Annotated in this window: 26 protein-coding genes; 3 read left to right on the forward strand and 23 right to left on the reverse strand. The window is 30.2% G+C overall.

Going from position 1 to position 26,265, the window contains the following annotated elements; genetic code table 11:
* Nucleotides 1-284: 284 nt before the first annotated feature.
* Together COL3_RS23670 and pta are read right to left on the reverse strand one after the other, a co-directional pair.
* Nucleotides 285-1,481, reverse strand: a complete 1,197-nt coding sequence (locus COL3_RS23670) for an acetate kinase (RefSeq protein ID WP_008424823.1) — start codon at nucleotides 1,479-1,481, stop codon at nucleotides 285-287.
* 94 nt (nucleotides 1,482-1,575) lie between these two features.
* The gene (gene pta / locus COL3_RS23675; protein ID WP_008424824.1) at nucleotides 1,576-2,577 is read right to left on the reverse strand and encodes a phosphate acetyltransferase; all 1,002 of its coding nucleotides are present in this window, start codon (nucleotides 2,575-2,577) and stop codon (nucleotides 1,576-1,578) included.
* Nucleotides 2,578-3,211: 634 nt separating this feature from the next.
* On the opposite strand from pta, the gene COL3_RS23680 reads away from it, so the two are divergent.
* Entirely contained in the window at nucleotides 3,212-4,417 is a 1,206-nt protein-coding gene (locus tag COL3_RS23680) for a nucleotidyltransferase (RefSeq protein ID WP_035283568.1), read from the forward strand.
* A gap of 52 nt (nucleotides 4,418-4,469) precedes the next feature.
* A complete protein-coding gene (gene ylbJ / locus COL3_RS23685) occupies nucleotides 4,470-5,651 on the forward strand; it encodes a sporulation integral membrane protein YlbJ (RefSeq protein WP_008424826.1) in 1,182 nt (393 codons plus the stop codon).
* Here the strand turns inward: ylbJ and COL3_RS23690 are convergent.
* From COL3_RS23690 to COL3_RS23715, 6 genes are all read right to left on the reverse strand, one after another.
* The gene (locus COL3_RS23690; protein WP_008424833.1) at nucleotides 5,631-6,173 is read right to left on the reverse strand and encodes a hypothetical protein; all 543 of its coding nucleotides are present in this window, start codon (nucleotides 6,171-6,173) and stop codon (nucleotides 5,631-5,633) included. The genes ylbJ and COL3_RS23690 overlap by 21 nt on opposite strands.
* 11 nt (nucleotides 6,174-6,184) lie before the next feature.
* Nucleotides 6,185-6,664: a pantetheine-phosphate adenylyltransferase gene (coaD, locus tag COL3_RS23695; protein WP_008424835.1), complete on the reverse strand. Its 480-nt coding sequence runs from the start codon at nucleotides 6,662-6,664 to the stop codon at nucleotides 6,185-6,187.
* 3 nt (nucleotides 6,665-6,667) lie between these two features.
* The gene (rsmD, locus tag COL3_RS23700; RefSeq protein WP_008424837.1) at nucleotides 6,668-7,225 is read right to left on the reverse strand and encodes a 16S rRNA (guanine(966)-N(2))-methyltransferase RsmD; all 558 of its coding nucleotides are present in this window, start codon (nucleotides 7,223-7,225) and stop codon (nucleotides 6,668-6,670) included.
* 92 nt (nucleotides 7,226-7,317) lie between these two features.
* A complete protein-coding gene (gene recG / locus COL3_RS23705) occupies nucleotides 7,318-9,351 on the reverse strand; it encodes an ATP-dependent DNA helicase RecG (RefSeq protein ID WP_008424840.1) in 2,034 nt (677 codons plus the stop codon).
* Nucleotides 9,352-9,474: 123 nt separating this feature from the next.
* Nucleotides 9,475-11,106: a DAK2 domain-containing protein gene (locus COL3_RS23710; RefSeq protein WP_008424841.1), complete on the reverse strand. Its 1,632-nt coding sequence runs from the start codon at nucleotides 11,104-11,106 to the stop codon at nucleotides 9,475-9,477.
* Nucleotides 11,107-11,119: 13 nt separating this feature from the next.
* Entirely contained in the window at nucleotides 11,120-11,470 is a 351-nt protein-coding gene (locus COL3_RS23715; protein ID WP_008424843.1) for an Asp23/Gls24 family envelope stress response protein, read from the reverse strand.
* Nucleotides 11,471-11,642: 172 nt separating this feature from the next.
* Here COL3_RS23715 and rpmB point away from each other — a divergent pair, with 172 nt between their 5' ends.
* Nucleotides 11,643-11,834 carry a 50S ribosomal protein L28 gene (gene rpmB / locus COL3_RS23720; protein ID WP_008424849.1) on the forward strand — a complete coding sequence of 64 codons (192 nt, stop codon included), beginning with the start codon at nucleotides 11,643-11,645 and terminating at the stop codon, nucleotides 11,832-11,834.
* 387 nt (nucleotides 11,835-12,221) lie between these two features.
* Here the strand turns inward: rpmB and COL3_RS23725 are convergent, their stop codons facing one another.
* The 15 genes from COL3_RS23725 to COL3_RS23795 form a co-directional block, all read right to left on the reverse strand.
* A complete protein-coding gene (locus tag COL3_RS23725) occupies nucleotides 12,222-12,857 on the reverse strand; it encodes a thiamine diphosphokinase (RefSeq protein ID WP_008424850.1) in 636 nt (211 codons plus the stop codon).
* A 1-nt stretch (nucleotide 12,858) separates the two neighbouring features.
* Nucleotides 12,859-13,506, reverse strand: coding sequence for a ribulose-phosphate 3-epimerase (gene rpe, locus COL3_RS23730; RefSeq protein WP_008424851.1), 648 nt, complete (start codon nucleotides 13,504-13,506; stop codon nucleotides 12,859-12,861).
* A complete protein-coding gene (gene rsgA / locus COL3_RS23735) occupies nucleotides 13,500-14,372 on the reverse strand; it encodes a ribosome small subunit-dependent GTPase A (protein WP_008424852.1) in 873 nt (290 codons plus the stop codon). The genes rpe and rsgA overlap by 7 nt, the downstream gene beginning before the upstream one ends.
* A 156-nt stretch (nucleotides 14,373-14,528) precedes the next feature.
* Nucleotides 14,529-16,454 (reverse strand): Stk1 family PASTA domain-containing Ser/Thr kinase, encoded by a 1,926-nt coding sequence (gene pknB, locus COL3_RS23740; RefSeq protein WP_008424853.1) that lies wholly within the window; start codon nucleotides 16,452-16,454, stop codon nucleotides 14,529-14,531.
* 1 nt (nucleotide 16,455) lies between these two features.
* A complete protein-coding gene (locus COL3_RS23745) occupies nucleotides 16,456-17,175 on the reverse strand; it encodes a Stp1/IreP family PP2C-type Ser/Thr phosphatase (RefSeq protein ID WP_008424854.1) in 720 nt (239 codons plus the stop codon).
* Nucleotides 17,169-18,221 (reverse strand): 23S rRNA (adenine(2503)-C(2))-methyltransferase RlmN, encoded by a 1,053-nt coding sequence (gene rlmN / locus COL3_RS23750; protein WP_008424855.1) that lies wholly within the window; start codon nucleotides 18,219-18,221, stop codon nucleotides 17,169-17,171. Before rlmN ends, COL3_RS23745 begins: the two co-directional genes overlap by 7 nt.
* Nucleotides 18,222-18,235: 14 nt before the next feature.
* Nucleotides 18,236-19,552 (reverse strand): 16S rRNA (cytosine(967)-C(5))-methyltransferase RsmB, encoded by a 1,317-nt coding sequence (gene rsmB, locus COL3_RS23755; RefSeq protein ID WP_008424856.1) that lies wholly within the window; start codon nucleotides 19,550-19,552, stop codon nucleotides 18,236-18,238.
* Nucleotides 19,553-19,565: 13 nt separating this feature from the next.
* The gene (locus COL3_RS23760) at nucleotides 19,566-20,258 is read right to left on the reverse strand and encodes a zinc metallopeptidase (RefSeq protein WP_008424857.1); all 693 of its coding nucleotides are present in this window, start codon (nucleotides 20,256-20,258) and stop codon (nucleotides 19,566-19,568) included.
* Between the two features lie 15 nt (nucleotides 20,259-20,273).
* On the reverse strand, nucleotides 20,274-21,200 hold the full coding sequence (gene fmt / locus COL3_RS23765) for a methionyl-tRNA formyltransferase (protein ID WP_008424858.1): 927 nt from the start codon (nucleotides 21,198-21,200) through the stop codon (nucleotides 20,274-20,276).
* A gap of 21 nt (nucleotides 21,201-21,221) precedes the next feature.
* A complete protein-coding gene (def, locus tag COL3_RS23770; RefSeq protein WP_008424859.1) occupies nucleotides 21,222-21,674 on the reverse strand; it encodes a peptide deformylase in 453 nt (150 codons plus the stop codon).
* Nucleotides 21,675-21,686: 12 nt separating this feature from the next.
* A complete protein-coding gene (priA, locus tag COL3_RS23775) occupies nucleotides 21,687-23,882 on the reverse strand; it encodes a primosomal protein N' (RefSeq protein WP_008424860.1) in 2,196 nt (731 codons plus the stop codon).
* 85 nt (nucleotides 23,883-23,967) lie between these two features.
* A complete protein-coding gene (gene coaBC / locus COL3_RS23780; RefSeq protein ID WP_008424862.1) occupies nucleotides 23,968-25,152 on the reverse strand; it encodes a bifunctional phosphopantothenoylcysteine decarboxylase/phosphopantothenate--cysteine ligase CoaBC in 1,185 nt (394 codons plus the stop codon).
* A 1-nt stretch (nucleotide 25,153) separates the two neighbouring features.
* Nucleotides 25,154-25,372, reverse strand: coding sequence for a DNA-directed RNA polymerase subunit omega (gene rpoZ / locus COL3_RS23785; protein ID WP_008424863.1), 219 nt, complete (start codon nucleotides 25,370-25,372; stop codon nucleotides 25,154-25,156).
* Nucleotides 25,353-25,991, reverse strand: a complete 639-nt coding sequence (gene gmk, locus COL3_RS23790; RefSeq protein WP_008424865.1) for a guanylate kinase — start codon at nucleotides 25,989-25,991, stop codon at nucleotides 25,353-25,355. The genes rpoZ and gmk overlap by 20 nt, the downstream gene beginning before the upstream one ends.
* Nucleotides 25,991-26,263: a DUF370 domain-containing protein gene (locus tag COL3_RS23795; protein WP_008424867.1), complete on the reverse strand. Its 273-nt coding sequence runs from the start codon at nucleotides 26,261-26,263 to the stop codon at nucleotides 25,991-25,993. Before COL3_RS23795 ends, gmk begins: the two co-directional genes overlap by 1 nt.
* Between the last annotated feature and the right edge of the window lie 2 nt (nucleotides 26,264-26,265).

Below are 26,265 nucleotides of genomic sequence, written 5' to 3' on the forward strand. Positions count from 1 at the left end.
TAAGCGATTCATACCAAATCAAAGATTTGGATTCTCTGCTTAAGAGCCTTTAACAGTTCATTTTCAAATGTCTTCTGCGCAAAAACATTTATGATTTCTAGTGAAGATATCCTCATAGAGATTTAGTAAACATATACGTATATTCATATAATAAGTCAAATTATAGAATTCATATTTTGATTTATATTAATAAAGTATGTTTATTCTAAAAAATCGAACAAACATACTTTATATAGGAATAATGCAAAACATATTACTATATTATTTTACAAGCCTCTATTTAATTAAATTAATGCTAAAGTTTCCTTAGCAATCATAAGCTCTTCGTTTGTAGGTATTACAACAACTTTAACTTTTGAAGTTTCTTTAGAAATTTCCATACCATCGCCAATATCATGACTTTCGTTCTTTTGTAAATCTATTTCGATTCCTAAGAATTCCATATTAATTAAAGCTCTTGATCTTATTTCTGGAGCATGCTCTCCGATTCCAGCAGTAAATACTATTGCATCTACTCCACCCATTACAGCTGCATAAGCACCTATTTGCTTTTTAATTTGATATCCAAATATATCCATAGCAAGTAATGCTCTAGAATTACCATTTTCTACAGCACTTCTAATATCTCTAAAGTCTGTCCCTACTCCTGATACCCCTAAAACTCCTGATTTCTTATTTAAAATATCATTCACTTCATCTATAGAATATCCTTTTTCCTTAACTAAATAAGTTACTATTGCAGGATCTATACTTCCAGATCTTGATCCCATTATGATACCATCAAGCGGAGTGAATCCCATTGTAGTGTCTACAGATTTTCCACCATCAACTGCTGTAACACTTACGCCATTACCTATGTGGCAAGTAATAGTCTTTAATTCGCTTACATCTTTATTCATCCATTTTGCAATTTCACCAGCAACATATTTGTGAGATGTTCCGTGGAATCCATATCTTCTAACATGATCTTCTTTATAGAATTCATATGGAAGTGGATACATAAATGCTTTTTCTGGAATAGTTTGATGGAATGCAGTATCAAATACAGCTACCATTGGAGTTTTTGGCATAAGAGCTTTACACGCATTTATTCCAATTATATTTGGTGGGTTATGAAGTGGGGCTAATTTTGTGAATTCATCAAGATTCTTTATTACTTCATCATCAATTACTACTGAAGTAGCATACTTTTCTCCACCATGAACAACCCTATGTCCAACAGCAGATATTTCATCCATTGATTTTATCACACCATAATTTTCATCGACTAAACTTTTTAATACAAGTTCAATTGCATCTTGGTGATCTTTAAGTGGTGTTTCAACCACATATTTATCTTTTCCTTCAACTTTTTGAGTTAATATTGAACCACTAATTCCAATTCTTTCAACAAGACCTTGCGCTAAAGCTTCTTCATTAGTCATGTCAATAAGTTGATACTTTAACGAGGAACTACCACAGTTTATAACTAATACTTTCATAATTTTCTCTCCTTTTTTATATTCTAATATTTTGTGCTTTAACTTTAACTAATATAATAATTATTAATATAGTTCACCCTATATACTTTTTAAATTACTTATTTGTTTGAGCTTGAACAGCTGTAAGCGCAACAACATTTACGATATCGTCTGAACTACATCCTCTTGATAAGTCATTAATTGGTTTTGCAAAACCTTGGCAAATAGGACCAATAGCTTCTGCATTAGCAAATCTTTGAACCAATTTATAACCTATATTTCCAGCTTGTAAATCTGGGAATATTAAAACATTAGCCTTTCCTGCGACCTTACTTCCTGGTGCTTTTTGATCAGCTACTTTTTGTACTATAGCCGCATCCAATTGAAGTTCGCCATCTATATCTAAATCCGGTCTCATTTCTTTTGCTTTTTGTGTTGCATTTCTTACCTTGTCGACTAATTCGTTATCAGCACTTCCCATAGTAGAAAATGATAACATAGCCACTTTAGGATCCATATTGCATAGTCTTTTAGCTGTTTCCGCTGTTGCTATTGCAATTGCTGCTAATTGATCTTCATTAGGATTTGGATTAACTGCACAATCTGAGAATATAAGAGTCCCCTCTTCTCCATAAGTCGATCCTGGAACTTGCATTATAAAAAAGCTCGAAACGACAGATACCCCTGGTGCTGTCTTTATTATTTGTAATCCTGGTCTTAGTAAATCTCCAGTAGTATGAACAGCCCCTGACACCATTCCATCAGCATCATCTAATTTAACCATCATCGTACCAAAATATAGAGGATCTCTAACTATTTTATCTGCCTTTTCCATTGTTACGCCTTTTGTCTTTCTTAATTCATAAAAAGCTGCAATGTACTTATCTAAATTCTCTGATTCATCTGGATCTATTATTTGAATTCCAGACAAATTTACATCTAGTTCCTTTGCCTTATTATATATTTCATCTTTGTTACCTATCAAAATTGGATAAGCCAATCCTAATTTATTAATTTTTTCTGCAGCTACTATATTACGTTCTTCATTTCCTTCTGGCAGAACAATTTTCTTTTTGTTCGCTTGTGCTGCATTCCATATTTTTTTCATAAGGTCCATATCAAATTATCTCCTCTCTATATCCTATCTCTAATACTAATAATACTCCTTTATTAATGCATTTTTCAACAGAAATTCGCTATAAAATAGAAGTCTTTAGATTTGAAATAATCTAAATTATCTGACAATATTATTGCATAATACCTATATAGTAAAAGTATATTTTTTAACAATATAATTTTCTTTAAAATTACTTTTTACTTCTTTATAAAATACTATTAAATGTTTTCATTTCAATAAATTATATATCAAAAATTATAATAAACTATACCACATTTTAGGAACTAAATTAATAAAAATACATATTAATAGTTTATTTTTATCATAATACCTTTGTTTTTATATGCTTGATGATATTTAAAGCAGGAACTCATTTTTTTCAAATTTTCCGATTATTCATAAAACTCTTCTCTACTCTTGAAAAATCACAAAAGTATATTTTTTAACAATAATTCTCACATTATCTTAATACCATGAATCCGCAAATGCTATTGCATATTCTATCCTCAACAATTAATATTATCCAATTTCATATTATGATATACTAACAATATATTTGTTATAAATATTTACGTATTTGGATATAATTCAAAATTATATTCACACTTATAATTTAATTCTAAGTAGAAAAGAGTTGATTAAAATAATTACAGGAATAATTACAGAATATAATCCATTTCACAAAGGACATGAATATCATTTAAAAAAAGCAAAATCCGATACAAATTCTGATGGTATAGTTTGTGTCATGAGTGGTAATTTTATGCAGCGAGGAATTCCTGCTATTATTGATAAATGGCAACGAGCTGAAATGGCAGTTAAAAACGGTGTTGATCTAGTTTTAGAATTACCTCTAGTTTACTCCATATCTTCAGCTGAGCATTTTGCTTTTGGAAGTGTATCTCTTCTAAACTCATTAGGTATTGTCGATTATTTATATTTTGGAAGCGAAGAAGGAAACATAAATATTCTAACAGACATAGCAAAAACTTTAGTTTTAGAACCTTTGAAGTATAAAGCTCTTTTAAAAGATAATTTAAATTTAGGGTTACCATTTCATTTAAGCCGAGCAAAAGCGCTTAGTGATTACTTAAGTTCTGATCAAGTATTAGAGGTGTTATCTAATTCTAATAATATCTTGGGCATTGAATACATAAAAGCATTATTAAAACTTAATAGTTCAATAATTCCCAAAACTTTGAAGCGAGAAGGTTCATCATACAACGATATTGATTTAAACTCTTCTTTTTCTTCAGCAACCTCCATTAGAGCATGCTTAAAGAAAAATTTATTAAGTGAGCTAGTTAATGTACTTCCTAATTCCAGTTATGATATTTTACGTAATTTATCAGATTCCAACTATCCCTTTATCTTCGAGGAAGATATATTTAAATACCTCAAGTATAAATTATTAACAAATGAAAATTCTCTTTTAAATTTGCCTGATATTTCAGAGGGTTTAGATAATCGAATATTAAAAGAAATATACGCTGCGACTTCTTTGGACGATTTAATTTTACGATCTAAAAGTAAAAGATACACTTATACTAGAATTAGCAGGGTATTATTACAAAGCTTTTTAAACCTAGAAAACTTTGATTTATTGGCTTTATGCAAAACTCCTGCGCCTTATGCAAGGGTACTTGCTTTTAATTCCATAGGACGTAATATTTTGAAGAATATAAAAAAGAAAAATAATATTGAGATAATAACAAAAGTTCAAAAGAATAATTTATGTGATCATATAAAGATTGATGTTTTAGGAACTAAGGCATACTCGATTTTAAATTCTAAGGTAAATCCTATGTCTGATTATTTAAAAAGGCCTTTTATAATATAGTAATATTTTACATAACCATAAGAATATAAATATTATTGATTGGAGTGATTTCATGATATATATTATTGTCTTGTGGTTTTTAATAATTAGTTTAACTTTTGCACTAATAAAACAACTTAACATTAAAAAAAATATTATTATTTGTATATTTATTTCTATATTTATTGTTATCTTTGTAGCTAATATAAATCAATGTATTATAGCAACAATCGATGGATGCAGACTATGGTATAAATCCATATTACCAACAACCTTTCCGTTTATAGTAATTTGTAATTTACTAATTTATTATGATGGAATAGCACTTTATTCAAAATTTCTAGGGCCTTTAATCTGCAAACCATTAGGACTTTCAAAGAATTGTTCATTTCCCATCGTTGCCAGCATTTTGTGCGGTTATCCTTTGGGCGCTAAATATAGCGTTGATTTGTATACCTTAGGGTATGTGGATAGAGATGAATACGAAAGACTTTTAAACATCGCTTCAAATGTTGGTCCATTGTTTTTGATCGGTTCTGTTGCCGGAACTTTACTAGGTAACATTTATCTAGGGTATATTCTGCTTATTGGAAGTTACTCATCAATTATATTTATAGGTTTATTGACTAAAAAAAAGAGAACTTTACTAAAAGCAAGTTCTCAACCTTGTCCTAAAACTGAAGTTATTAATTTTGGTTCTGCAATAAAGGATGCAATTCAAAATGGAATAAATACTACCTTATCCATTGGTGGTTTTATAATAATTTTTTCTGTAGTAATTTCACTTATTAAAAATAACGTTTATATAAATATTATTTTTCAGCAATTAGAAAATGTACTAAGGCTTACTCCCAAAACCTTATACTCATTATTTTTGGGAAGTATTGAAATAACAAATGGATGTAGTATCATTTCAACACTTTCGCTCTCTATTCCTTTAAAATTAAGTATAATTAGCTTCTTATGCTCATTTTCCGGATTAGCTATAATTGCACAAGTTAGTTCCTTTGTAAGTGTTACTAAAATTTCTTACAGCAAGTATATAACCCTAAAACTAATTCAGGGTATTTTTAGTTTTATCGTAACTTATATATTATTAAGAGTATTGCCTGCAAGTATATATACATCTAATCTTGGCATTAGTTATTCTCAAGATACTACTACGTATTTATATCCACTATCAATATTGATTTTATTAACATTTTTGCTATTTATAATTAATAAATCTTTAAAATTACTTTTTCATACTGCGTAATTCTTTGATGTTATCTTTTATTACATCAGCAGTGCCTGTTAAATTTGTATCTATTTCCTTTGCAACTGACTCAAAACTTTCTTGAAGACTTTTTATTAATTTTATTTTTTGTGCCTCTAATTCTTTATCTAACTCTGTTAATATTTCATCAGAATAATCTCTAGAACCTAGTCTTATAGCCTTAGCATCTCGTTGTGCTGTGGCTATTATTTCTTGAGCTCTCACCTTTGCTTCCTTCACAAGATCATGATTTTCAATATTTTGTCTCATCATATTCATGGTTTCTTTTCTAACAGAATCATATTCTTTTTTTGCTTCGTTTAAAATTCGTTCCCTTTCATTCATAACCCATTCTGCTTTTTTAAATTGATCTGGCATATAATTTATTATTTGATCAATTACTTCAATAAGTTCTCTTTTATCGATCATAACTTTACCGCTCATTGGTACTTTAGGTGAATTTTCAACCAAGTCTTGTAAATACTCTAATAATTCTATAATATTTACATCCATTTTTTCCATAATAACACTCCTTAGATATTTATTCTAGATATTATATCTGAGACAATTTCATTTGGAACAAGTCCTTCAATATTACCACCAAATTTAGCTACTTGTTTAACGCACGAAGAACTAATATGTAGATTTTTTGCCGCTGACATCATACATACAGTTTCAATATCTGCATCTAATTCACTATTCATAAAAGCCATTTGCATTTCATATTCAAAATCAAGTGTAGTTCTTAATCCTTTTAAAATTACATTTGCATTACATTCTTTTAGAAAATTTACCAAAAGACCATTAAAGCTTCTAACTTCAACATTTTCTATATCCTTTGTAACCTTTTTTATTAATTCGACTCTTTCGTCACTTCTAAAAAGATATTGTTTATCAACATTAACTAGCACTGCCACTATAACTTTATCAAAAACCTTCGCGCCTCGTTGTATTATATCAAGATGTCCGTTAGTTATAGGATCAAAACTCCCAGGGTATACTGCAACTCTCATTATTTATTTCTCCTCATACTTGTAATAGCATACTGTTGTATTTCCATATTTCTTACTCTTTGTTAATTTAATATTTTTATACCCTTCATAAATTGCCTCAATAGTATCTATTTTCGTTACTATTATTCCATCTTCTTTTAACATTTCATTATCACTTACTATTTTCATAGCTTCCGGAATCATTTCTTTACAATAAGGTGGATCAATGAATATTATGTCAAATTTCTTCCCCTTATTTGCTAATTTCTTTAGACCCTCATAAGCATCAATATTCATTGGAAAACAGAAATCCTGAAATTTAAGATTTTCTACATTTTGCTTTAGTAAAGGGAACGTTACAGAACTCTTGTCAAATAAATAAACCTCACTTGCTCCTCTACTTGCAGATTCTAATCCTAAACTCCCAGTTCCTGCAAAAACGTCTACAACAACTGCTTCCTGTATGTAAAGTTGAATTGAACTAAACATAGCTTCCTTAACTCTATCCAATGTAGGTCTTGTTTCCATTGTAGCCGGAGGTATTAATTTATGTCCTCTTGCTTTTCCTGCTATAATCCTCAAAGTTTTATTCCTCCTTCAGGCATATGAGATACTGAAATATGCCCCTTGCCATATATTTAATATATTAACACAACTATACATAATATTTCAAATTAATTAAAACAAATATATTTACTACTTTTTTCCAAACTTTTACTTAACTCGTTAATTATTTCTCTGTTTGTATCAAATTCGTTTTGTAAAATATTATTTGCTTCTAGTTTTGCACATCTTAAAATTTTTATGTCTTCATAAAGATCCGCAAGTATAAATCCTTCATCACCGCTTTGCTTTTTACCAAACATTTCACCTGCGCCTCTAAGTTCCAAATCTTTTTCTGATATTAAAAATCCATCACTGCATTCTGTCATTATTTGCATTCTTTTTTTAGTTACATTGCTTTTTGCTTTAGCAATTAGTATACAATAAGAAGCATATTCACCTCTTCCAACTCTTCCTCTAAGTTGATGAAGCTGAGAAAGACCAAATCTTTCTGCATTTTCTATTATCATTACAGACGCATTAGGCACATTTACCCCTACTTCAATTACTGTAGTTGAAACAAGAATATTTACTTCATTATTTTTAAACCTCTTTATTATATCATCTTTTTCTATTCCTTTCATTTTTCCATGAAGGATTTCAATATTAAACTCTTTAAAAATACCACTAGAAAGGTTATTGTATAAGGTTTCTACAGACTTCAATTCTTCCTTTTCATCTTCCTCAATGAGCGGACACACAATATATACTTGTCTGCCTTTCTTAATTTCATCATAAACAAGCTCATATGCTATATCTCTTTTTTCTTCTGTATAGAATCTTGTATCTATCTTCTTTCTACCTGGTGGCAGTTCATCAATTATAGATACATCTAAGTCTGAATAAAGATACAAAGCTAATGTTCTTGGAATTGGAGTCGCTGTCATGACTAAACAATCAGCTCGTTTCCCTTTATTTATAAGCTTGCTTCTTTGCTCAACACCAAATCTATGTTGTTCATCAGTCACAATTAAGCCTAACTTTGCAAATTCCACATCATCTTGAAATAGTGCATGAGTTCCTATCACAAAAATAGGTTCTGGAGATTTTATTCTCTCCTTTATTCTTTGTTTTTCTTTTGAAGAAGTTCCACCAGTTAAAAGCTCTATTTCAATATCAAATTCTTTATAAACTTTTTTAGCTTCTTCAAAATGTTGACTTGCAAGAATTTCTGTTGGAGCCATAAACACGCATTGATATCCATTTTTAATTACATTAAAAATAGCTATAAGAGCAATTATGGTTTTCCCACTCCCAACATCACCTTGAATTAATCTATTCATAGAAAAATTTGACTTTTGATCTCTTAATATTTCTCGTACAACCCTTGTTTGAGCATTAGTAAGGGGAAATGGTAATTTTTCTTTAAATGCACTAAGTTCAGCTGCCCATTCAAAAAGTATTCCGTTTTTATTTTTTTTAAGCTTATATTTTAGAAGCAGCAGCTTTAGTGAATATGTAAATAATTCTTGAAATTTCAGCCTTGCTATTGCCTTTCCCAACATCTCTCTATTATCAGGAAAATGTATACTTCTTATGGCATCATTTAGAGAAATTAAAGAATACTTTTCTAATATATCTCTAGGAAGATTTTCTTTAACTTCCATGTTAGCTAAAATTTCATTAATTAGTTTTTCAAATAATTTATTACTTATGTCTGCTTTTAAAGGATATTTAGGTATAATCTCACTTGAAAGAGCTTCTTCACAGGTAACTACTGGGTTAACTACTTCTAAGGTATTTCCAATTCGCTTAAACTTACCCATTAAATTATATATTTCACCTATCTTAAAGGAGTTTTTTATATACCTTTGATTAAACCATTTAGCAGATACTCTATGTCCATTATAATCAAAATCGATAGTCGTTAATAATTTTCCTGTTTTGGTTTTAACATCACTTCTAAACTTTACCGTCTGACATTTTAAAATTTGCTTATCTTCACCTGTAATATTTTCAAACTCTACATTACCATTTACAAATTCATAGTCTCTCGGGAAATATAGTAAAATATCTAATATATTAAAGATTCCACAGCGATTTAATTTTTCTGTAGCTTTCGGGCCTACTCCCTTTAATTCCGAAATGTTACTATATATATTCAAAATTTTTTCCTCCTTTCAAAATAATAAAAGCACCTAGTATTTAGGCGCCTTAGATATATTACACAAACATCAAATCAAAATACAAATTAATGACTTTCTATTTCTTCATATGCCTTTATTATTTTATTCTACTGACATTAAGAAATAATAAAGAGGTTGATCACCCTTGTAAAATTGAATATCTAAATCAGAATATCTATCCTGCAACTCAGCTTCAAATTCATTAGCTTCTTCATCACTTACTTCTTTACCATAATATACAGTAACTAATTCACTTTCATCATCTATCATATCATCTAGAACTTTGCTCGCAACATTCTTTTTATCTTCGCCTACTTCTTTTATTTTTCCTTCCACAAGTCCTAGCATATTTCCTTCTTTAATATCTATTCCATCAATTTCTGTATCACGTACAGCATAAGTTACTGACCCCGTTTTGACTTCTTCAATTGTATTTTTCAGGTTACTAAAATTATCTTCAACTTCTAGATCACTATTGAACATTGTAGCACATGCTATTCCTTGAGGAATAGTTGTTGTAGGTACTACCAATATATTTTTATCACATATTTCTGCTGCTTGATTCGCTGCCATAATTATATTCTTATTGTTAGGCATAATAAAAATGTTTTCAGCATTTATCTTATCAATTGCCTCTAAAATATCTTGAGTAGAAGGATTCATTGTTTGGCCGCCTTCAATAACATAATCAATACCTAAATCTTTAAATATATTTGAAATTCCATCTCCCATTGCAACTGTTACAAATCCGTACTTCTTCTTTTCACTTTCTGAAAAATTTATTTCATTATTCTTATCCTTAGCATTGATTAGCAATTCTCTATGTTCTTCTCTCATATTATCAATTTTAATTTTTGACAATTCTCCTATTGCAACTGCTTTTGATAATACTAGTCCTGGATCATTGGTATGTATATGTACTTTAATCACATCATCATACCCAACAACAATCATTGAATCTCCCAGGCTTTCTATTTGATTTTGGAAGTCCTTAGCATGCTTTGCATCTCCAAGTATTATGAATTCAGTACAGTAGCCAAATTTAATATTAATTTCTTCAGTAGATTTAGCTAATGTACTGCTACTTGAATTAATTGCTATATCCTTTATCTCAGCTTTAATTCCATCCTTTAAAGCTTCATACATACCTTGAAGAATTATATAAAGTCCCATACCTCCTGAGTCAACTACTTTTGCTTTTTTTAGTGCTGGTAATAGTTCTGGAGTCCTATCTAACATTTCCTTTGCTTTAATTGTTATTTCTTCCATAAAACTTACTATATCTTTGGCTTCTGATGCTATTGCCGCCTCTGAAGCTGCCCTAATAACTGAAAGTATAGTTCCTTCAGTTGGTCTCATAACAGCTTTATAGGCCGATTTAGAACCTTCATAAAAACCTATGGCAAATTCCGTAGAATCAACTTCACTTTTCCCATCTAAACCTTTAGAAATTCCCCTAAGTATTTGTGATAATATTACGCCAGAGTTACCTCTAGCACCCATTAAAGCCCCTTTAGCTAATCTCTTAGATATTTCCCCTATAGAATCACTATCTATGTTTTCAATTTCTTTAACCGCTGCTTTAAATGTCATAGACATGTTAGTTCCAGTATCTCCATCAGGAACCGGAAAAACATTTAGTGCATTTACAAAATCACTTTGTTCTAATAATTTATTACTAGCATTAACAACCATGTTATAAAAATCACGGCCATTGATTTTTGTATATTCCATTTAGTTTAACCTCCTAAACTCTTACCGCTTGCACATTCACCGTTATTGATGAGACTTTCAGACCTGTATAGTTTTCAACACTATAACGAACTTTTTGAATTATATTATTAGATATAACAGATATTTTTGTTCCATACTCAACCATAACAAATAATTCAATTTGTAATTTATTTTCACTTGTTAGTTGTATTTTTACTCCTTTACCGAAGTTCTCTATGCCTATTAGTTCCCAAAAACCTTCGCTGGCATTTCTTGAAACCATACCAACTACTCCATAGCATTCCATTGTAGATAATCCAACAATTTTTGCTAGAACTTCTTCAGAATAATTTATATTACCATTTTCATTTGAAAATCCAACCATCCATATTCCTCCTAAAATCTTATATCTTATTTTATATTCTATATTAGAACAATATTTTATTCAAGTATTGTAAAAATTAATAAATTAACTTGCCTATTATATTTTCCTATGATATAATTTACACTGTCCTATTGAAGATGATTATCTTTGGAATATAAGGAGGTGTTTTCTAATGGCAAGAAGATGCGAAATTTGTGATAAAGGTGTTGTAGCTGGAGTAAGCTATAGCCATTCACATCGTCAATCAAAGAGAACTTGGGCTCCTAACATAAAGAAAGTAAAAGCTTTAGTTAACGGAACACCAAAAACTGTTCATGTATGTACAAGATGCCTTAGATCTGGAAAGGTTCAAAGAGCAATATAGTTCATAATAAAAAATGCAATTGTTATCCCAATTGCATTTTTTATTTAGTTACAAGAAAAAATAATGAACCAATATACAAAAATACTGGTTTATTATTTTTTTACTGTGACTTAGAGCTGTTTAGACATCATAAAAAACAGCTAAAGATGTCCTATGTACTCTAGTTCTTTTTCCTAAAAAATTTTATTATATTAGATAAGAATTTGGGCAATTTAAATGCTATTATTTTCATTTATATTCCTCCTGAATAATAATATGGTATAAATAAAACAGTTGAAATTAATTTCGCCTTATTATATTAATATTCAGTTACTCATAAAAATGTTCCAATTTTGTAAACAATTTAAGAAAATAAATTTCAAAGAAAAAAATTTACTTAGGAATATTTTAATCAATGGAATGAATTATTAGTAATTCTCCTTCATCATAGCTAATTTCTATTGGTGTATCCAAAAATTCATTACATATGGCTCTTGGATCTAATAAACTCATATCATAGCTTTCTAAATTATATTTTGCCCCATTAATCTTAAAATTAATCACTTTATTACTTAACGCATGAAAAGATATATTTTCTCCATACTTTCCAAATAGCTTCATCTGTTTTTCTCCAAGATACAGTCTGTTGTTATTATCTATTATTTCTATTGATACGCCTTTTTTCTTTGCAGTTAGAAGAAGACCAATATTTCCTAATGCATGATCTATTCTAGAGCCAAGTGCTCCAAATAAGTATATTTTCTTTGCACCTCTTTTAATAGCCTCAATTATTGCTATTTCAGTATCTGTATAATCTTTCTCTGGTGGAAATTGCAAAACTTCCTTAACCTTCGATTTTATTATATCTAAAAGTTCACTATTAACAGAGTCAAAATCTCCCAAAAGTAAATCAGGCATAATATTATACTCATATAGACATTCAATTCCTTTATCAGCCGCTATTATGGAGTCTACTTCTTTTAAATAATTCCTTAATAATGTTTCTGAGGGCGGTATGCCCCCACTTATAATTGCTACATTCAAATTATTCACCTCTTAAGGCTTTTATATTGTCACTAATTTCTCCCCCATTAAATACAGCTGAACCAGCAACAATTACATTAGCACCTGCTCTTATTATTTCATTTACATTAGTTTTATCTATTCCACCATCAACCTCTATTAGTAACGACGGTTTAACTTTATTGGCATAGTCCTTTATTTCTTTAATTTTATCTAAACAGTAAGGGATAAATTTTTGTCCTCCAAATCCTGGATTTACAGACATTATTAATACCATATCTAAGTTTGGTATCAAATCCTTTAACACATTTGTCGGTGTTCCTGGATTTAACGAAACTGCTGCCTTCTTTCCTTTGGATTTTATATAGTTAATTGTTCTATCTATATGTTTATCTGCCTCATAATGAACAGTAATTATATCTGCCCCTGCTGCTATAAAATCATCTATGTAATTTGATGGATTATTAATCATTAAATGAACGTCAAATATTTTGTTTGTTCTATTTCTTATTGATTTTATAACTGGAAATCCAAAAGATATATTAGGTACAAAAACACCATCCATTACATCTATATGAATAAAATCTGCTCCGCCTTTATCTATTTTCTCTATATCCTCTCCTAATTTCGAAAAATCTGCTGATAATATTGATGGCGCTACCTTTACCATTTATTTTTTTCCTCCTCAATTATTTCTTCTAAAGTCTTTATATAAAAATCATACCGATACTTATTAATTTTTTCTTCCTGTACAGCCTCTTTTACTGCGCAATTGGGTTCTTTAAAATGTAGACATCCCCTAAACTTACACTTATCATTATACTGCTCAAATTCAGGAAAACAATATTTTAAGGAATCCTTATCCATTAAATCTTTTATTTCTAATGTAGAGAACCCTGGTGTATCTACAATATATCCATCTGAAACCTCAATAAGTTCGCTATGACGTGTTGTATGTTTACCTCTTCCAATCTTTTCACTAACCTTACCAGTTTCCATATGCTCTGCATTAGATAATTTATTTATTAAAGTCGACTTCCCAGCCCCAGATGGCCCGCAAAAAACTGTAGTATTTCCTTTAATCTTTTCTTTCAATCCATCAATTCCAATTCCAACCTTGGCATTAATAAAAAGTACTTCGTATCCTATATCATTAATTCTTTTTTTAATTTCCTCTCGTTCCTCTTCAGTTACTAGATCTATTTTATTTAAGCATACTATTACTTCAATATTGTTAAACTCACATAAAATTAAGAATTTATTTAACAAGTCAAAATTTATATCTGGGTTTTTGACAGCAAAAACAATAAATGCAAGGGATACATTTGCAACAGTTGGCCTGACTAATTGAGACTTTCTTTTATGAATTTCTTCTATAACTCCTTTTCCATGCTCCATTTTAATAGTAACATTATCTCCTACCATTGGTTTAATATCTTTATGTCTAAATTTCCCTCTAGCTTTACATTCTATTAAGCCTGCATCTGTCTTAATATAATAGAATCCCCCTATGCCTTTTATTATCTTTCCATCCATACTTTCCCTCCATATTTTAAATTTACTAAAAAGAATATTTATTTATTATTTGCAATAATCTAAATATAACTAAAGATTACTTACAAGTACTTAGCGCTAAATATATTATAAAAGGAGAGGTTTCTTTTATCAACCTCCCCTTTCATTTTTTCTTAATTAACGATTCTGGCTTGACGTTTTGCCTGGTGACGTGGTATTGCTTTGATTGTTTGTTGTGGTATCACCAGGGCCTGTAGGTGTAGTTCCTGAGTTTGGAGTAGTTCCAGGACCTGGAGTAGTTCCTGGACCTGGAGTAGTTGGCGCATTTTTATCAGTATTTGTACCTGGCTTAGTATTTCCTGGAGTTTGAGTAGTCGGATCTTGTTTTGGAACATACTTTCCAACTGTGATTGTTATTGTTGTTCCTTCCTTAACCTTAGCTCCAGCATTAGTTTGACTTAATACTTTACCATCATCACTTTGATTTTGAGTTTCTTGTTCATTGACAGCAACTTGTAAATTAGCACCTACTAAATCATTTGAAGCTTTATCTTTCTCCTCTCCTACTACACTAGGAACATTTGTATATTTAACCTCTGGGCCTTTGCTAACTACAACTGACACTTTATCATCTGTGGTAATTTCAGTATCCTTTTTAGGAGTTTGACGTATTATTTGACCCTTTGGCACATTATCACTAAATTCTTCTTTAATGTTGTCATCACTAAGCTTAAGTCCAAAAGATTTTAAAATAGTTTTTGCTGTATCTATATCATAATCTTCTAAATCAGGCATTTTAAGTTTTGTTGCTCCTCCACTTACAATAACTCTAATTTGACTTTTTTCTTTAACGGTAGTTCCAGCATCCGGATTCATTTTTAATATGGTATCTTTTGGCTGATCACTAGCTTCTGTACCGCCTTCTACTAAAACTAAGTTTAACCCTTCAAGTTGTTTCTTAGCGTCATCAAAATTTTTGCCAACAAGATCTGGTACTTGAACTTCCTTATTACTAGTTGAATTTGCACTAAACATTTTGTAGGCTGATACACCTAAAACCACTAAAATTAATACTAAAGCAACTCCAATTGCAATTTTCATTATCCTACTCTTGCTTATGCCACCTGATTTCTCATCATCTTCGTCATAATAATAATCATCATCTTCGTCATCATCATACTCTTCATTTTTTTTATTTTGCTCTTCTTGTTTATTAATTTGCTGAGTTACAGCTGACATTATTATAGTATGATCGTTATCCTCTTCTTCATTAATTTTTGCGTTAGGATCATCCTTAATTTTTTGAAGATCTGTAATCATTTCCTTAGCACTTTGATATCTCTTAATAGGGTCCTTCTGCATTGCTTTTAAAATTAATTGATTTAAACTATCTGGTACTTTTGAGTTTAAGTTTTTAGGCGGCACAACTTCTTCTTGGAGATGTTTTAATGCAATAGTTACAGCAGTATCTGCTTGAAATGGAAGGCTTCCTGTAACCATTTCATATAAGACAACTCCTAAAGAATATAAGTCTGTTCTGCAATCAATAAAACTTCCTTTTGCTTGTTCTGGAGAAAGGTAATGAGCCGAACCCATTATTGTACTAGTATTCGTAATAGTTTCAGAAGTTGAAGATTTAGCTATTCCAAAGTCAGTTACCTTCATAATTCCGTCTTCTGTAACTAATATATTTTGTGGCTTTACGTCTCTATGAATTATATTATTTCTATGAGCACAATCTAAAGCTTTAGCTATCTGTATGGCAACTGACAGTGCTGTTTCATAGTTCATTTTACCCACTTGTTTAATAATATCTTTTAGTGTTTTTCCCTTAACATACTCCATTACTATATAATTAATGTCATCTTGAGTTCCTACATCAAGAATATTTACTATATTGTTGTCAGATAAAGTTGCAATGGCCGTTGCTTCTCCCTTAAATTTTTCAACTATATCAGCATTGTTACAAAATTCTTTTTTAAGAATCTTAACTGCAACAAATCTGTTTAATTTATTGCATCTTGCTTTAAATACTTCTGACATACCACCTTCCCCTATTTTTTCTAACAACTCGTATCTGTTTCCAAGTACAATTCCGTCCATACTACATATCTCCTCCAAACAACAATACTGTTATATTATCTCTGCCACCTTTTTCTTTGGCTAAAAATACTAATTTGTTGGCCATATTCAAATAATCTTCTTCTTCTATAACAACTTGCAGAATTTCTTCCTTAGTCAATTCATTGGTTAATCCATCCGAACATAATATATACATGTCATATTCATTATTATTTAATTCAAATACGTCCACATTTACACTATCACAAGTTCCTAGCGCCCTTGTAATTATGTTTTTCTTTGGATGATTCTCTGCTTCTTTTTCGCTGATGCTTCCACTATCAACAAGTTCTTGTACCAAAGAATGATCTTTGGTGATTTTCTTAATTTCATTATTTTTTATTGCAAAACAACAGCTATCACCTACATTTGCAATATGGGTAAATTCCTTAGTCATCAAACAAGCTGTAACTGTTGTTCCCATTCCATTTAAATTTTCACTAGTATTAGAATAATTAAATATATCTCTGTTAACTTTTTCGATAGCTTCAACGATTAATTTTCCTTCTTTTTCAGTAGAATAATTTTCATTTACATAATTAACAATTCTTATTGCTGCCATTTCACTAGCTACTTCTCCAGCATTATGTCCGCCCATTCCATCTGCTACTACGTATATTTTAAATTCTTCCTTTTCTAAATACGAAGCAAAATCTTCATTCAATGTTCGTTTTAATCCCACATCACTAACTAAGCCTACCATTTCATTCTCCCCTCTATTTCTTGGGTTTCTATGTAACTTCTTCTAAGTTGTCCACATGCTGCATTAATGTCACTTCCCATTTCACGTCTTATCGTAACTTCTATTCCAAGTTTTTTTAATATTTCTGAAAAATCATCTATGGTCTTCTTTGAAGATCTCTTAAAAGTATTTTCTTTAATTTCATTAACAGGTATTAAATTCACATGACAAAGCATTCCTTTTAATAATTTTCCTAATGCTTTTGCATCTTCTTTGCTATCATTTATATCTTTTACTAATGCATATTCAAATGTAATTCTTCTATTAGTTTTCTTTATATAATATCTGCAGGCTTCCAATATTTCTTCAATGCTATATCTATTTGCAATTGGCATAATCTCTTTTCTCTTTTCATTACTAAATGCATGTAACGAGATTGCAAGAGTTACGCTTAATTCTTTATCTGCTAGTTCATATATCTTTGGTACGATTCCACAAGTAGATAATGTTATATGTCTTTGGCCTATATTTAACCCATATTCGGCTGAAACAACTTCTAAAAATTTTATAACATTATTATAATTATCTAATGGCTCTCCACTTCCCATTAAAACTATATTAGATATCCTTTCACTAATATAATTTTGAACTACAAGTATTTGAGATAAAATTTCTCCAGCCGTTAAATTTCTAACTTTCCCCTCAATAGTTGATGCACAAAATTTACATCCCATTGCACATCCAATTTGAGTTGATATACATATGGAATTACCATGTTTATATTTCATTAGCACAGATTCAATTAAGTTCCCATCCTCAAATCCTAATAAAAACTTTTCGGTTCCATCAATTTCTGACTTATATACTTCAATTATCTTAGGCAAACTAACAGTAAAGCTCTCTTTCAATTTAGCTATTAATGTTTTAGGCATATTCTTCATATTATCAAATTCAGTAGTCCCTTTATAAATCCATGATAATATTTGCGACCCTCTAAATGCACTTTCATTATTTTCCTTCATCCAAATTTTAAGTTCTTCTAAAGTATAATCTAGTAAATTGTTCATTTATTCACCTACTATTACTTTTTTTCTAGCTTAGCCACAAAAAAACCATCCATATTTTCATTTGGCAGAATAGTTAAAGAACCATCTCTATTGTATACCAAGTTATCTTGCTTACCAATAAAGATTTTTTTCACGCTACAATCTTTATGTCTATTAACAAACCACTCAATATTCTCTTCATTTTCTTCTTTGTTTAATGTACAAGTTGAATATATCATTACTCCATCTGCTTTTAAATACATCCATGCGCTTTCCATTATATCTCTTTGAATTTTTATGATTTCTCTCAAATCATTTCTTGTTTTATTCCATTTTATTTCTGGTTTTTTTCTTATAATTCCAAGCCCTGAACAAGGAACATCTATTAAAATTCTATCACTAGCTGCTATTAAATCAGGATTTAATCTAGTTGCATCATTTGTATTAACTTCAACATTAGTTATTCCTAATCTCTCACAGTTTTCTTTTATTAATCCAAGCTTAGACTCATGAAGATCATATGCTAATACCTTTCCAGTGTTTTGGAGTATTTCAGCTATATGAGTAGTTTTTCCACCTGGTGCACTACATAAATCTAAAACTGTCATGCCTTCTTCTAATTCTAGTAAAGGTGCTATAATCATTGCACTTTCATCTTGAACTGTGATTTTTCCTTCTTTGAACAGTGGATTATTTTCTATGGATTTACCACCTTTTATACAAATTGCTTCTGGACAAATAACACCTTCTTCAACTTCATATTCAAGCTCTTCTAACTTTTCAAAAACGTCATCGTAATCTGCCTTAATTTCATTTACTCTAACACTAACCTGAGGAATTGAATTTAATCCAGACATTATTTTCTTTGATAAATTTTCTCCATATTGCTTTATTAAAAGTCTTATCATCCAAGGTTCAAATGAAAACTTATAGGCATACTCATCAATTTTATTGCCAGAAACCTCAATATCATCAGGGTTTTTTGTAAAGTTTCTAAGTATTCCATTTACTAATTTTGAGTCTTCTTCTGATATTTCCTTTGCTTCTTCTACTGCTTCATTACAAGCAGCATAACTAGGAATCTTATCTAAAAAATTCATTTGATAAATTGCTACTCTTAAAATATTTAAGATATCTTTGTTCATTAATTTTATATCTTTTACAAAGTTAGAAATTATGATATCTAATGTCTTTTTCCTTCTTAATACACCATACACTATTTCAGTTAATAATGCCTTATCTTTTTCATTCAAGTCTACTTCATTTAGTTCCTTTGATAGTACTATATTAGAATATGCTCCTTCATTTAAAACTCTACCTAATATTTTTACGGCTAATTTTCTACAATTCATACGCTACCTCTTTTTAATCATTTCTTCTATTGCTTAAAGCTATTAATCTAATTAATTGTGATATTGCCATCAGCGTTGCTGCTACATAAGTCATCGCTGCTGCATCTAAAACTTTTTGTGCATTTCTTGTTTCATCTTCATACAAGATTCCTCTTGATCTTAATATGCTTAAAGCTCTAGTAGAAGCATCAAATTCAACTGGCAATGTTATTAATTGAAAGATTACAACACCTGAGAACAAAATTATTCCTAGTGTAGTTAACCCTCTCAGACCTAATAAAAATCCTGCAAAGAATATCATCCAAGATAAACTTGAACCAATATTTACAGCTGGAACTATTGAGTTTCTTACTATTAGTGGTTTATATCTTTCTTTATGCTGAATTGCATGCCCAACTTCATGAGCTGCTATTCCTGCTGAAGCTATAGTCCCTCCTGCATATACATCTGGAGATAATCTTAACACCTTGTTTGATGGATCATAGTGGTCACCAAGCTTAGTATTTATAACTTCTATTCTCACATCATAAAGCCCGGCTTCATCCAGCATCATCCTTGCAACTTGCTGCCCAGTATATCCATTCATAGTTCTAACTTCACTAAATTTACTATAGGTACTGTTTATTTTTGTCTGTGCCCAAAATGAAATAATCATTGCTGGTATTAATATTATCATAGTTGGGTCAAAAAACGGATAAAAATGCATTTAAACATCACTCCATTATAGTAATATTATATTTTTTTCTATTTCATGTCCATTTATATATTGTTCTACTGTCAAAGGCTTACCATTTGGAAATTGTACTTTTTTTATAAGTAGTATTCCCTCTTTGCATGCAACCTTTATACCATTTTTAGTCACATCTATAATTGTTCCAGGTTCTTTTGTGCTTTTTTCCTCCAATGCTTCACTTTCATATATTTTCATTCTTTCGCCTTTATAACTAGTATAAGCAATTGGCCAAGAATTTAATCCTCTTACTAAATTATGAATTTCTCTAGAACTTTTATTCCAATCTATACATGCAATATTTTTATCAAGAGGTTTTGCGTAGAAAGTTTTATCACCTTGTTTTTCGGGAGTTATACTTCCATTTACAAGCCCTTCTATACTTTTAATCAACAGATCTGCTCCTCTTTCCTTTAATATATCATACAATTCTCCTGCAGTCATATTATCAGTAATTTCAACTTCGTCTTTAAGAAGCATATCTCCTGTATCTATACCTACATCCATAAGCATAGTAGTATTTCCTGAAACTTTTTCCCCATTTATTACTGCCCATTGGATTGGTGCAGCTCCTCTATACATTGGTAATAATGATCCATGAAGATTTATGCATCCATATTTAGGTATATCTAATACTTCTTTAGATAATATTTGCCCAAAAGCTATTACAATCATAAAATCTGGTTTTAATTCTTTTAATTTTTCAATTAAAGTTGCATCCTCTTTTAGTTTTGTAGGCTGATACACTGGAATTTCATATTTTAATGCTTCCTCTTTAACAGCTGAATACGCCATCTTTTTTCCTCTACCCTTTGGTTTATCGGGTTGAGTTAATACTGCAGTAACATTATATTCTTTAACTAATCTGCTTAAAGAAGGAACTGCAAAATCAGGAGTGCCCATAAATACTATATTCATTCTATTTTCCTCCTGTTAATTTTATTTTTCTGAAGGAGCTTTAACTCTATCTATGAATAATGTACCATTTAAATGGTCATATTCATGTAAAATAGCTCTAGCTAGTAACTCTTCTCCTTCTATTTCAAATTCTTCTCCTTTTTCGTTTAGAGCTCTTGCTCTAACATAATTAGGTCTCATAACCTCCCTTGTTTCCCCTGGCAAGCTAAGACATCCTTCCTCATCTGTTTGTGATCCACTTACTTCAATTATTTCAGGATTAATAAATACTAAAGGACCTTCTCCAACATCTACAACAAATAATCTTTTTAGCACTCCAACCTGTGGTGCTGCAAGACCAACACCTTCTGCATCATACATTGTTTCTTTCATATCTTCAATTAAAGTTAACAATCTATCATCTATTTTATCAATTTCTCTGCACTTTCTTCTTAATACGTCATCACCATATTTTCTTATATTTCTTAATGCCATTTCGTATTCCCCCTATGTCATATTATTAGGATTAATATCTATACCAACCCTTATTTCATTATATACACTCTTATTTAATAGATAAAGTGTATCTTTAACTTTTTCACTAAACTCATCATCAAAATTTCCTTTTATTATTATTTGCCATCTATAGTTTTCCTTTAGCTTTGTAATAATACAAGGAACTGGCCCGAGCATAGTAGCATCTTCTACTAATAATTTTTTCAGATTACCTTCTAAAGTATACATAAACTTTACTAATTTTTCTTCAAATTTAGAAGAGCCTATGATTAATAATATTTTACCAAAAGGAGGATTTTCCATCAACCTTCTGATCTTTATTTCTTCTTTAAATAAAGATTCATAGTCTTCTTCCTTAGCATATTTTAAACTATAATGATTTGGTGTATAACTTTGAACTATTACTTTACCTTCATCTTGACCTCTGCCAGCTCTTCCTGCCACTTGCGTTATTATTTGGTATGTTCTTTCGGCAGCTCTATAGTCAGGCATATTTAAAGACATATCAGCTGCTAATACTCCTACTAACGTTACATTCTTAAAATCCAGTCCTTTTGATACCATTTGAGTTCCTATCAAAATATCTGCTCCTCCGTTTTTAAAGGAATTATAAATGGATTCATGAGCATTTTTCTGTCTTGTAGTATCTACATCCATTCTCAAAACTTTAGCTTTAGGAAAATATTTTTTTACTTCCAGCTCTACTCTTTCAGTTCCCGCTCCAAAATATTTTACATATTTACTATTGCATTTTGGGCATTCCTTTATAGCTTTTTCAGCTCTTCCGCAATAATGGCAGATTAAATATCCATTTTTATGATATGTCATAGATACATCGCATTCAGGACATTTAAATACATACCCACAGCTTCTACAGGAAATAAAAGTTGAATATCCTCTTCTATTCAAAAACAAAATTGCTTGCTTTCCATGCTGTAAAACTCTTTCAAGCTCATTTAAAAGTTTTTTACTAAATAAAGAAAGATTTTTATTCTTTAGTTCTTCCCTCATATCAACTATCTGCATCTCTGGCATCTTTCTTCCATTAACTCTTCTATGCATTTCTATTAATGTATATTCATCAATAAGAGCTTTATAATAACTTTCAATGCTTGGAGTGGCTGAACCTAATACAAGTTTACAATTTTTAAGCTCACATATAAATTCACTTACTTCTCTAGTATGGTACTTAGGATTATGCTCCGATTTATAAGTATTTTCATGTTCCTCATCAATTATTATAAGACCAAGATTTTGCAATGGTAAAAACAGAGCACTTCGCGCACCTATAACTAACTTTGCTTTTCCTTCCTTAACCCTATACCATTCATCAAATCTTTCACCATCGCTTAATCTGCTGTGAAATAATGCTACATCTTCTCCGAATCTTCCTTTAAATCTTTCAATCATTTGAGGAGTTAATGAAATTTCTGGAACTAAAACAATTGCACTTTTTCCTTGATTTAGTGTCTCCTCAACTAATCTAATATATATTTCGGTTTTTCCTGATCCGGTAACACCTTTTATTAGATATTTCAGTTTTGACTCATTTAAAATTGTATTTAAACAATCTGCCTGTTCATCTGTTAATATTTTATTTTTATCACTTTCATATCTGCGTGTATTATACCTAAAGACCACCTGTTCTTCAATTTTAAGTACTTCCTTTTCTATAAGCTTATTTAAGCAATATAAGGAATATTGTTTATTACTAACAACTTCAGTTTTTGTATAAATACCATTATTATTTGCAATAAAGTCATATAATTTCAAGTAATTTTCTTTTTTCAATTCTTCTTCGTTTATTTCTCTATTAATTACTATTACTTTTTTCTTCTTGGCTTTAGACCCTTTCATTATTCCTACAGGTATCATAAGGCGGACAGCATCAATATACTTACAAAGGTATTTTTTCCTTAAGAATTGAATTATTTTAATATCATCATTAGTCAATATAGGTTCATCATCACACAATTTTAGTATCTCTTTTACCTTATAATCAAACTCTATTGAATTTTCTTTTAATATTGAAAATACAAATCCTTCTATTGGTTTGCTTCTAGGACCAAAAGGAACTTTGACTCTATATCCCACATCTATTTTTTCCAGCAGCTCGCAAGGCACTTTATATGTAAATAGCTTATCTATTTCTAAGGCTTCGCCGTTTATAATTATCTCAGCATACATAACTTTTCTACCACCCTTAAGACAGTTTACAGTTTGCAGTTAAGTAAAAATTTTTATTTTCACTTAATAAAAGAAGCGCAGATTTCTAGCGCTTCTCAAGTATGATATCAAATAAATTGCCTGCAATTTTTTCTTTGCTCATCTTATCCAAGTGTATTTCTTTACCATCCCTAGATAAGATTATCACTTTATTATCTTCTGAGGCAAACCCAGTATCATTTGCAGTTATATCATTTGCTACAATATAATCTAAGTTTTTTCTTTGCAGCTTAAGTCTAGCATTCTCTTTCAAATTTTGACTTTCAGCAGCAAAGCCAACTAGTATCTGCTTCTCTTTTTTCTCTCCAAGTTCCATTAATATATCATTGTCCCTAGTAAATTCAATACACAAATCATTATCGCCTTTTTTAATTTTTTGTGTACTATAATTTTTAGGTTTATAATCAGCAACAGCTGCTGATTTAATTACTATATCAGCATCATTATATAGTTCTAAAATTGCATTTTTCATTTCTTCATTAGTTGAAACTTTTATAACGTTAATATTTTTAGGGACTTCTATTGACGTCGGCCCAGATATTAGCGTTACATTAGCTCCCCTATTTCTTGCTTCTTTGGCTATTGCATATCCCATTTTTCCAGTTGATCTATTTGTGATAAACCTTACAGGATCAATAGGAGCTATTGTTGGTCCAGCTGTTACTAATACATTCTTATTAATTAAGTCTTTTTTATCATTAAGTTCCATTAATACTTTATCAACAATCACTTCTGGACTCTCTAGTTTTCCTTTTCCACTTATTCCACAAGCAAGTCTTCCTTCAGCTGGTTCAATAAATTCATAGCCAAAAGCTTTAAGCTTATTGATATTACTTTGAACTATAGGATTTTCATACATATTCGTATTCATCGCAGGTGCAAAAATCACTTTTGCCTTCGTTGCCATAATTGTAGTTGAAAGCATATCATCAGCTATTCCATTTGCTATTTTCCCAATTATATTAGCAGTTGCAGGTGCTACTAAAAGTACATCTGCTTTACTTGCTAAGCTTATATGTTGAATTTCCCACGCCTTAGGCTCTGCAAACATATCGCATGTAACCATATTTTGGCTTAAAGATTGAAAAGAAAGTGGAGTTACAAACTTAACAGCTGACTCAGTCATAATAACGTCAACATTAATATCCTTTTTTACAAGCAGGCTTACTATTTCTAATGCCTTGTATACTGCAATTCCACCACTTACTCCCAAAACTAAATTCTTTTTCATTTTATTTAGTACCTTCTTTTACAATTTCAAATTCAATAGCATCTTGATCTACTTCATTAATTGCAATTGTTAATGGTTTATTTGATTTTACTGAAATTTGAGGAGTTGAACCCTCAATTATTTGTCTAGCCCTTTTTGATGTTAAAATTACTAAAGAATATCTATCATGCACCTTTTCTAATAAATCTACCACTGATGGATTAATCATAGAGTTGTTCATGTATTATTCCCTCCTTCGAATCTAATATACTATCTTTTATTCTGTCTACTCTGCACTTTTCAGCCGATATTATAGCTTCCAGCTTTTCAACAGCTATTTCTACTTTATCATTTACAACAGCATAATTGTATTTAGATATAAAATTTATTTCTTTATATGCTGATTTAAATCTTTTCATTAATGATTCTTTAGTTTCACTTCCTCTATTTATGATTCTTTGTTTTAACTCTGCCATAGATGGTGGAAGTATAAAAATAAAGACTCCTTCTTTTGTATTTTCTTTAACCTTTAATGCCCCTTGTATATCAATTTCTAAAATAACATCTTTCCCATTTTCCAAAAGTTCTTCAACATTTGATTTTGGAGTTCCATAATAGTTATCATAGACTTCTGCATATTCTAGGAAATCATTAGCTTCTATTTTTTCTTTAAACTCTTCCTTAGACATAAAATAATAATTTATACCTTCTACCTCTCCATTTCTTGGAGCTCTTGTAGTTGCAGATACAGATAGGGATACATCTCTATTCCTTTCCATAAAACTCTTGCATATGGTACCTTTTCCTGCTCCTGATGGACCAGATATTACTATTAATAGTCCTCTTCCTTTATCACTCATTATTCATCATCCTCATCAACTGCCACATCATCTTTTGTTGATAATCTATGTGCAACTGTTTCAGGTTGAACTGCTGATAAGATAACATGATCGCTATCTGTTATTATTACTGCTCTAGTTCTTCTTCCATAAGTTGCATCTATTAGCATACCTCTATCTCTAGCTTCTTGAATAATTCTTTTGATAGGTGCTGATTCAGGGCTGACAATTGCAACTAACCTATTTGCAGAAACTATGTTTCCAAAACCTATGTTTATTAACTTTATTCCCATTT

Source organism: Clostridium sp. LS (genome assembly GCF_002760435.1).
Lineage (GTDB): Bacteria > Bacillota > Clostridia > Clostridiales > Clostridiaceae > Clostridium.

What these genes read in the sequence shown, in the direction of transcription:
- COL3_RS23670 (WP_008424823.1), bottom strand. Translation starts at nt 1,481, where the DNA reads ATGAAAGTATTAGTTATAAACTGTGGTAGTTCCTCGTTAAAGTATCAA.
- pta (WP_008424824.1), bottom strand. Translation starts at nt 2,577, where the DNA reads ATGGACCTTATGAAAAAAATATGGAATGCAGCACAAGCGAACAAAAAG.
- ylbJ (WP_008424826.1), top strand. Translation starts at nt 4,470, where the DNA reads ATGATATATATTATTGTCTTGTGGTTTTTAATAATTAGTTTAACTTTT.
- COL3_RS23690 (WP_008424833.1), bottom strand. Translation starts at nt 6,173, where the DNA reads ATGGAAAAAATGGATGTAAATATTATAGAATTATTAGAGTATTTACAA.
- coaD (WP_008424835.1), bottom strand. Translation starts at nt 6,664, where the DNA reads ATGAGAGTTGCAGTATACCCTGGGAGTTTTGATCCTATAACTAACGGA.
- COL3_RS23710 (WP_008424841.1), bottom strand. Translation starts at nt 11,106, where the DNA reads ATGGAATATACAAAAATCAATGGCCGTGATTTTTATAACATGGTTGTT.
- COL3_RS23715 (WP_008424843.1), bottom strand. Translation starts at nt 11,470, where the DNA reads ATGGTTGGATTTTCAAATGAAAATGGTAATATAAATTATTCTGAAGAA.
- rpmB (WP_008424849.1), top strand. Translation starts at nt 11,643, where the DNA reads ATGGCAAGAAGATGCGAAATTTGTGATAAAGGTGTTGTAGCTGGAGTA.
- rpe (WP_008424851.1), bottom strand. Translation starts at nt 13,506, where the DNA reads ATGGTAAAGGTAGCGCCATCAATATTATCAGCAGATTTTTCGAAATTA.
- rsgA (WP_008424852.1), bottom strand. Translation starts at nt 14,372, where the DNA reads ATGGATGGAAAGATAATAAAAGGCATAGGGGGATTCTATTATATTAAG.
- pknB (WP_008424853.1), bottom strand. Translation starts at nt 16,454, where the DNA reads ATGGACGGAATTGTACTTGGAAACAGATACGAGTTGTTAGAAAAAATA.
- COL3_RS23745 (WP_008424854.1), bottom strand. Translation starts at nt 17,175, where the DNA reads ATGGTAGGCTTAGTTAGTGATGTGGGATTAAAACGAACATTGAATGAA.
- rlmN (WP_008424855.1), bottom strand. Translation starts at nt 18,221, where the DNA reads ATGAACAATTTACTAGATTATACTTTAGAAGAACTTAAAATTTGGATG.
- rsmB (WP_008424856.1), bottom strand. Translation starts at nt 19,552, where the DNA reads ATGAATTGTAGAAAATTAGCCGTAAAAATATTAGGTAGAGTTTTAAAT.
- COL3_RS23760 (WP_008424857.1), bottom strand. Translation starts at nt 20,258, where the DNA reads ATGCATTTTTATCCGTTTTTTGACCCAACTATGATAATATTAATACCA.
- fmt (WP_008424858.1), bottom strand. Translation starts at nt 21,200, where the DNA reads ATGAATATAGTATTTATGGGCACTCCTGATTTTGCAGTTCCTTCTTTA.
- def (WP_008424859.1), bottom strand. Translation starts at nt 21,674, where the DNA reads ATGGCATTAAGAAATATAAGAAAATATGGTGATGACGTATTAAGAAGA.
- priA (WP_008424860.1), bottom strand. Translation starts at nt 23,882, where the DNA reads ATGTATGCTGAGATAATTATAAACGGCGAAGCCTTAGAAATAGATAAG.
- coaBC (WP_008424862.1), bottom strand. Translation starts at nt 25,152, where the DNA reads ATGAAAAAGAATTTAGTTTTGGGAGTAAGTGGTGGAATTGCAGTATAC.
- rpoZ (WP_008424863.1), bottom strand. Translation starts at nt 25,372, where the DNA reads ATGAACAACTCTATGATTAATCCATCAGTGGTAGATTTATTAGAAAAG.
- gmk (WP_008424865.1), bottom strand. Translation starts at nt 25,991, where the DNA reads ATGAGTGATAAAGGAAGAGGACTATTAATAGTAATATCTGGTCCATCA.
- COL3_RS23795 (WP_008424867.1), bottom strand. Translation starts at nt 26,263, where the DNA reads ATGGGAATAAAGTTAATAAACATAGGTTTTGGAAACATAGTTTCTGCA.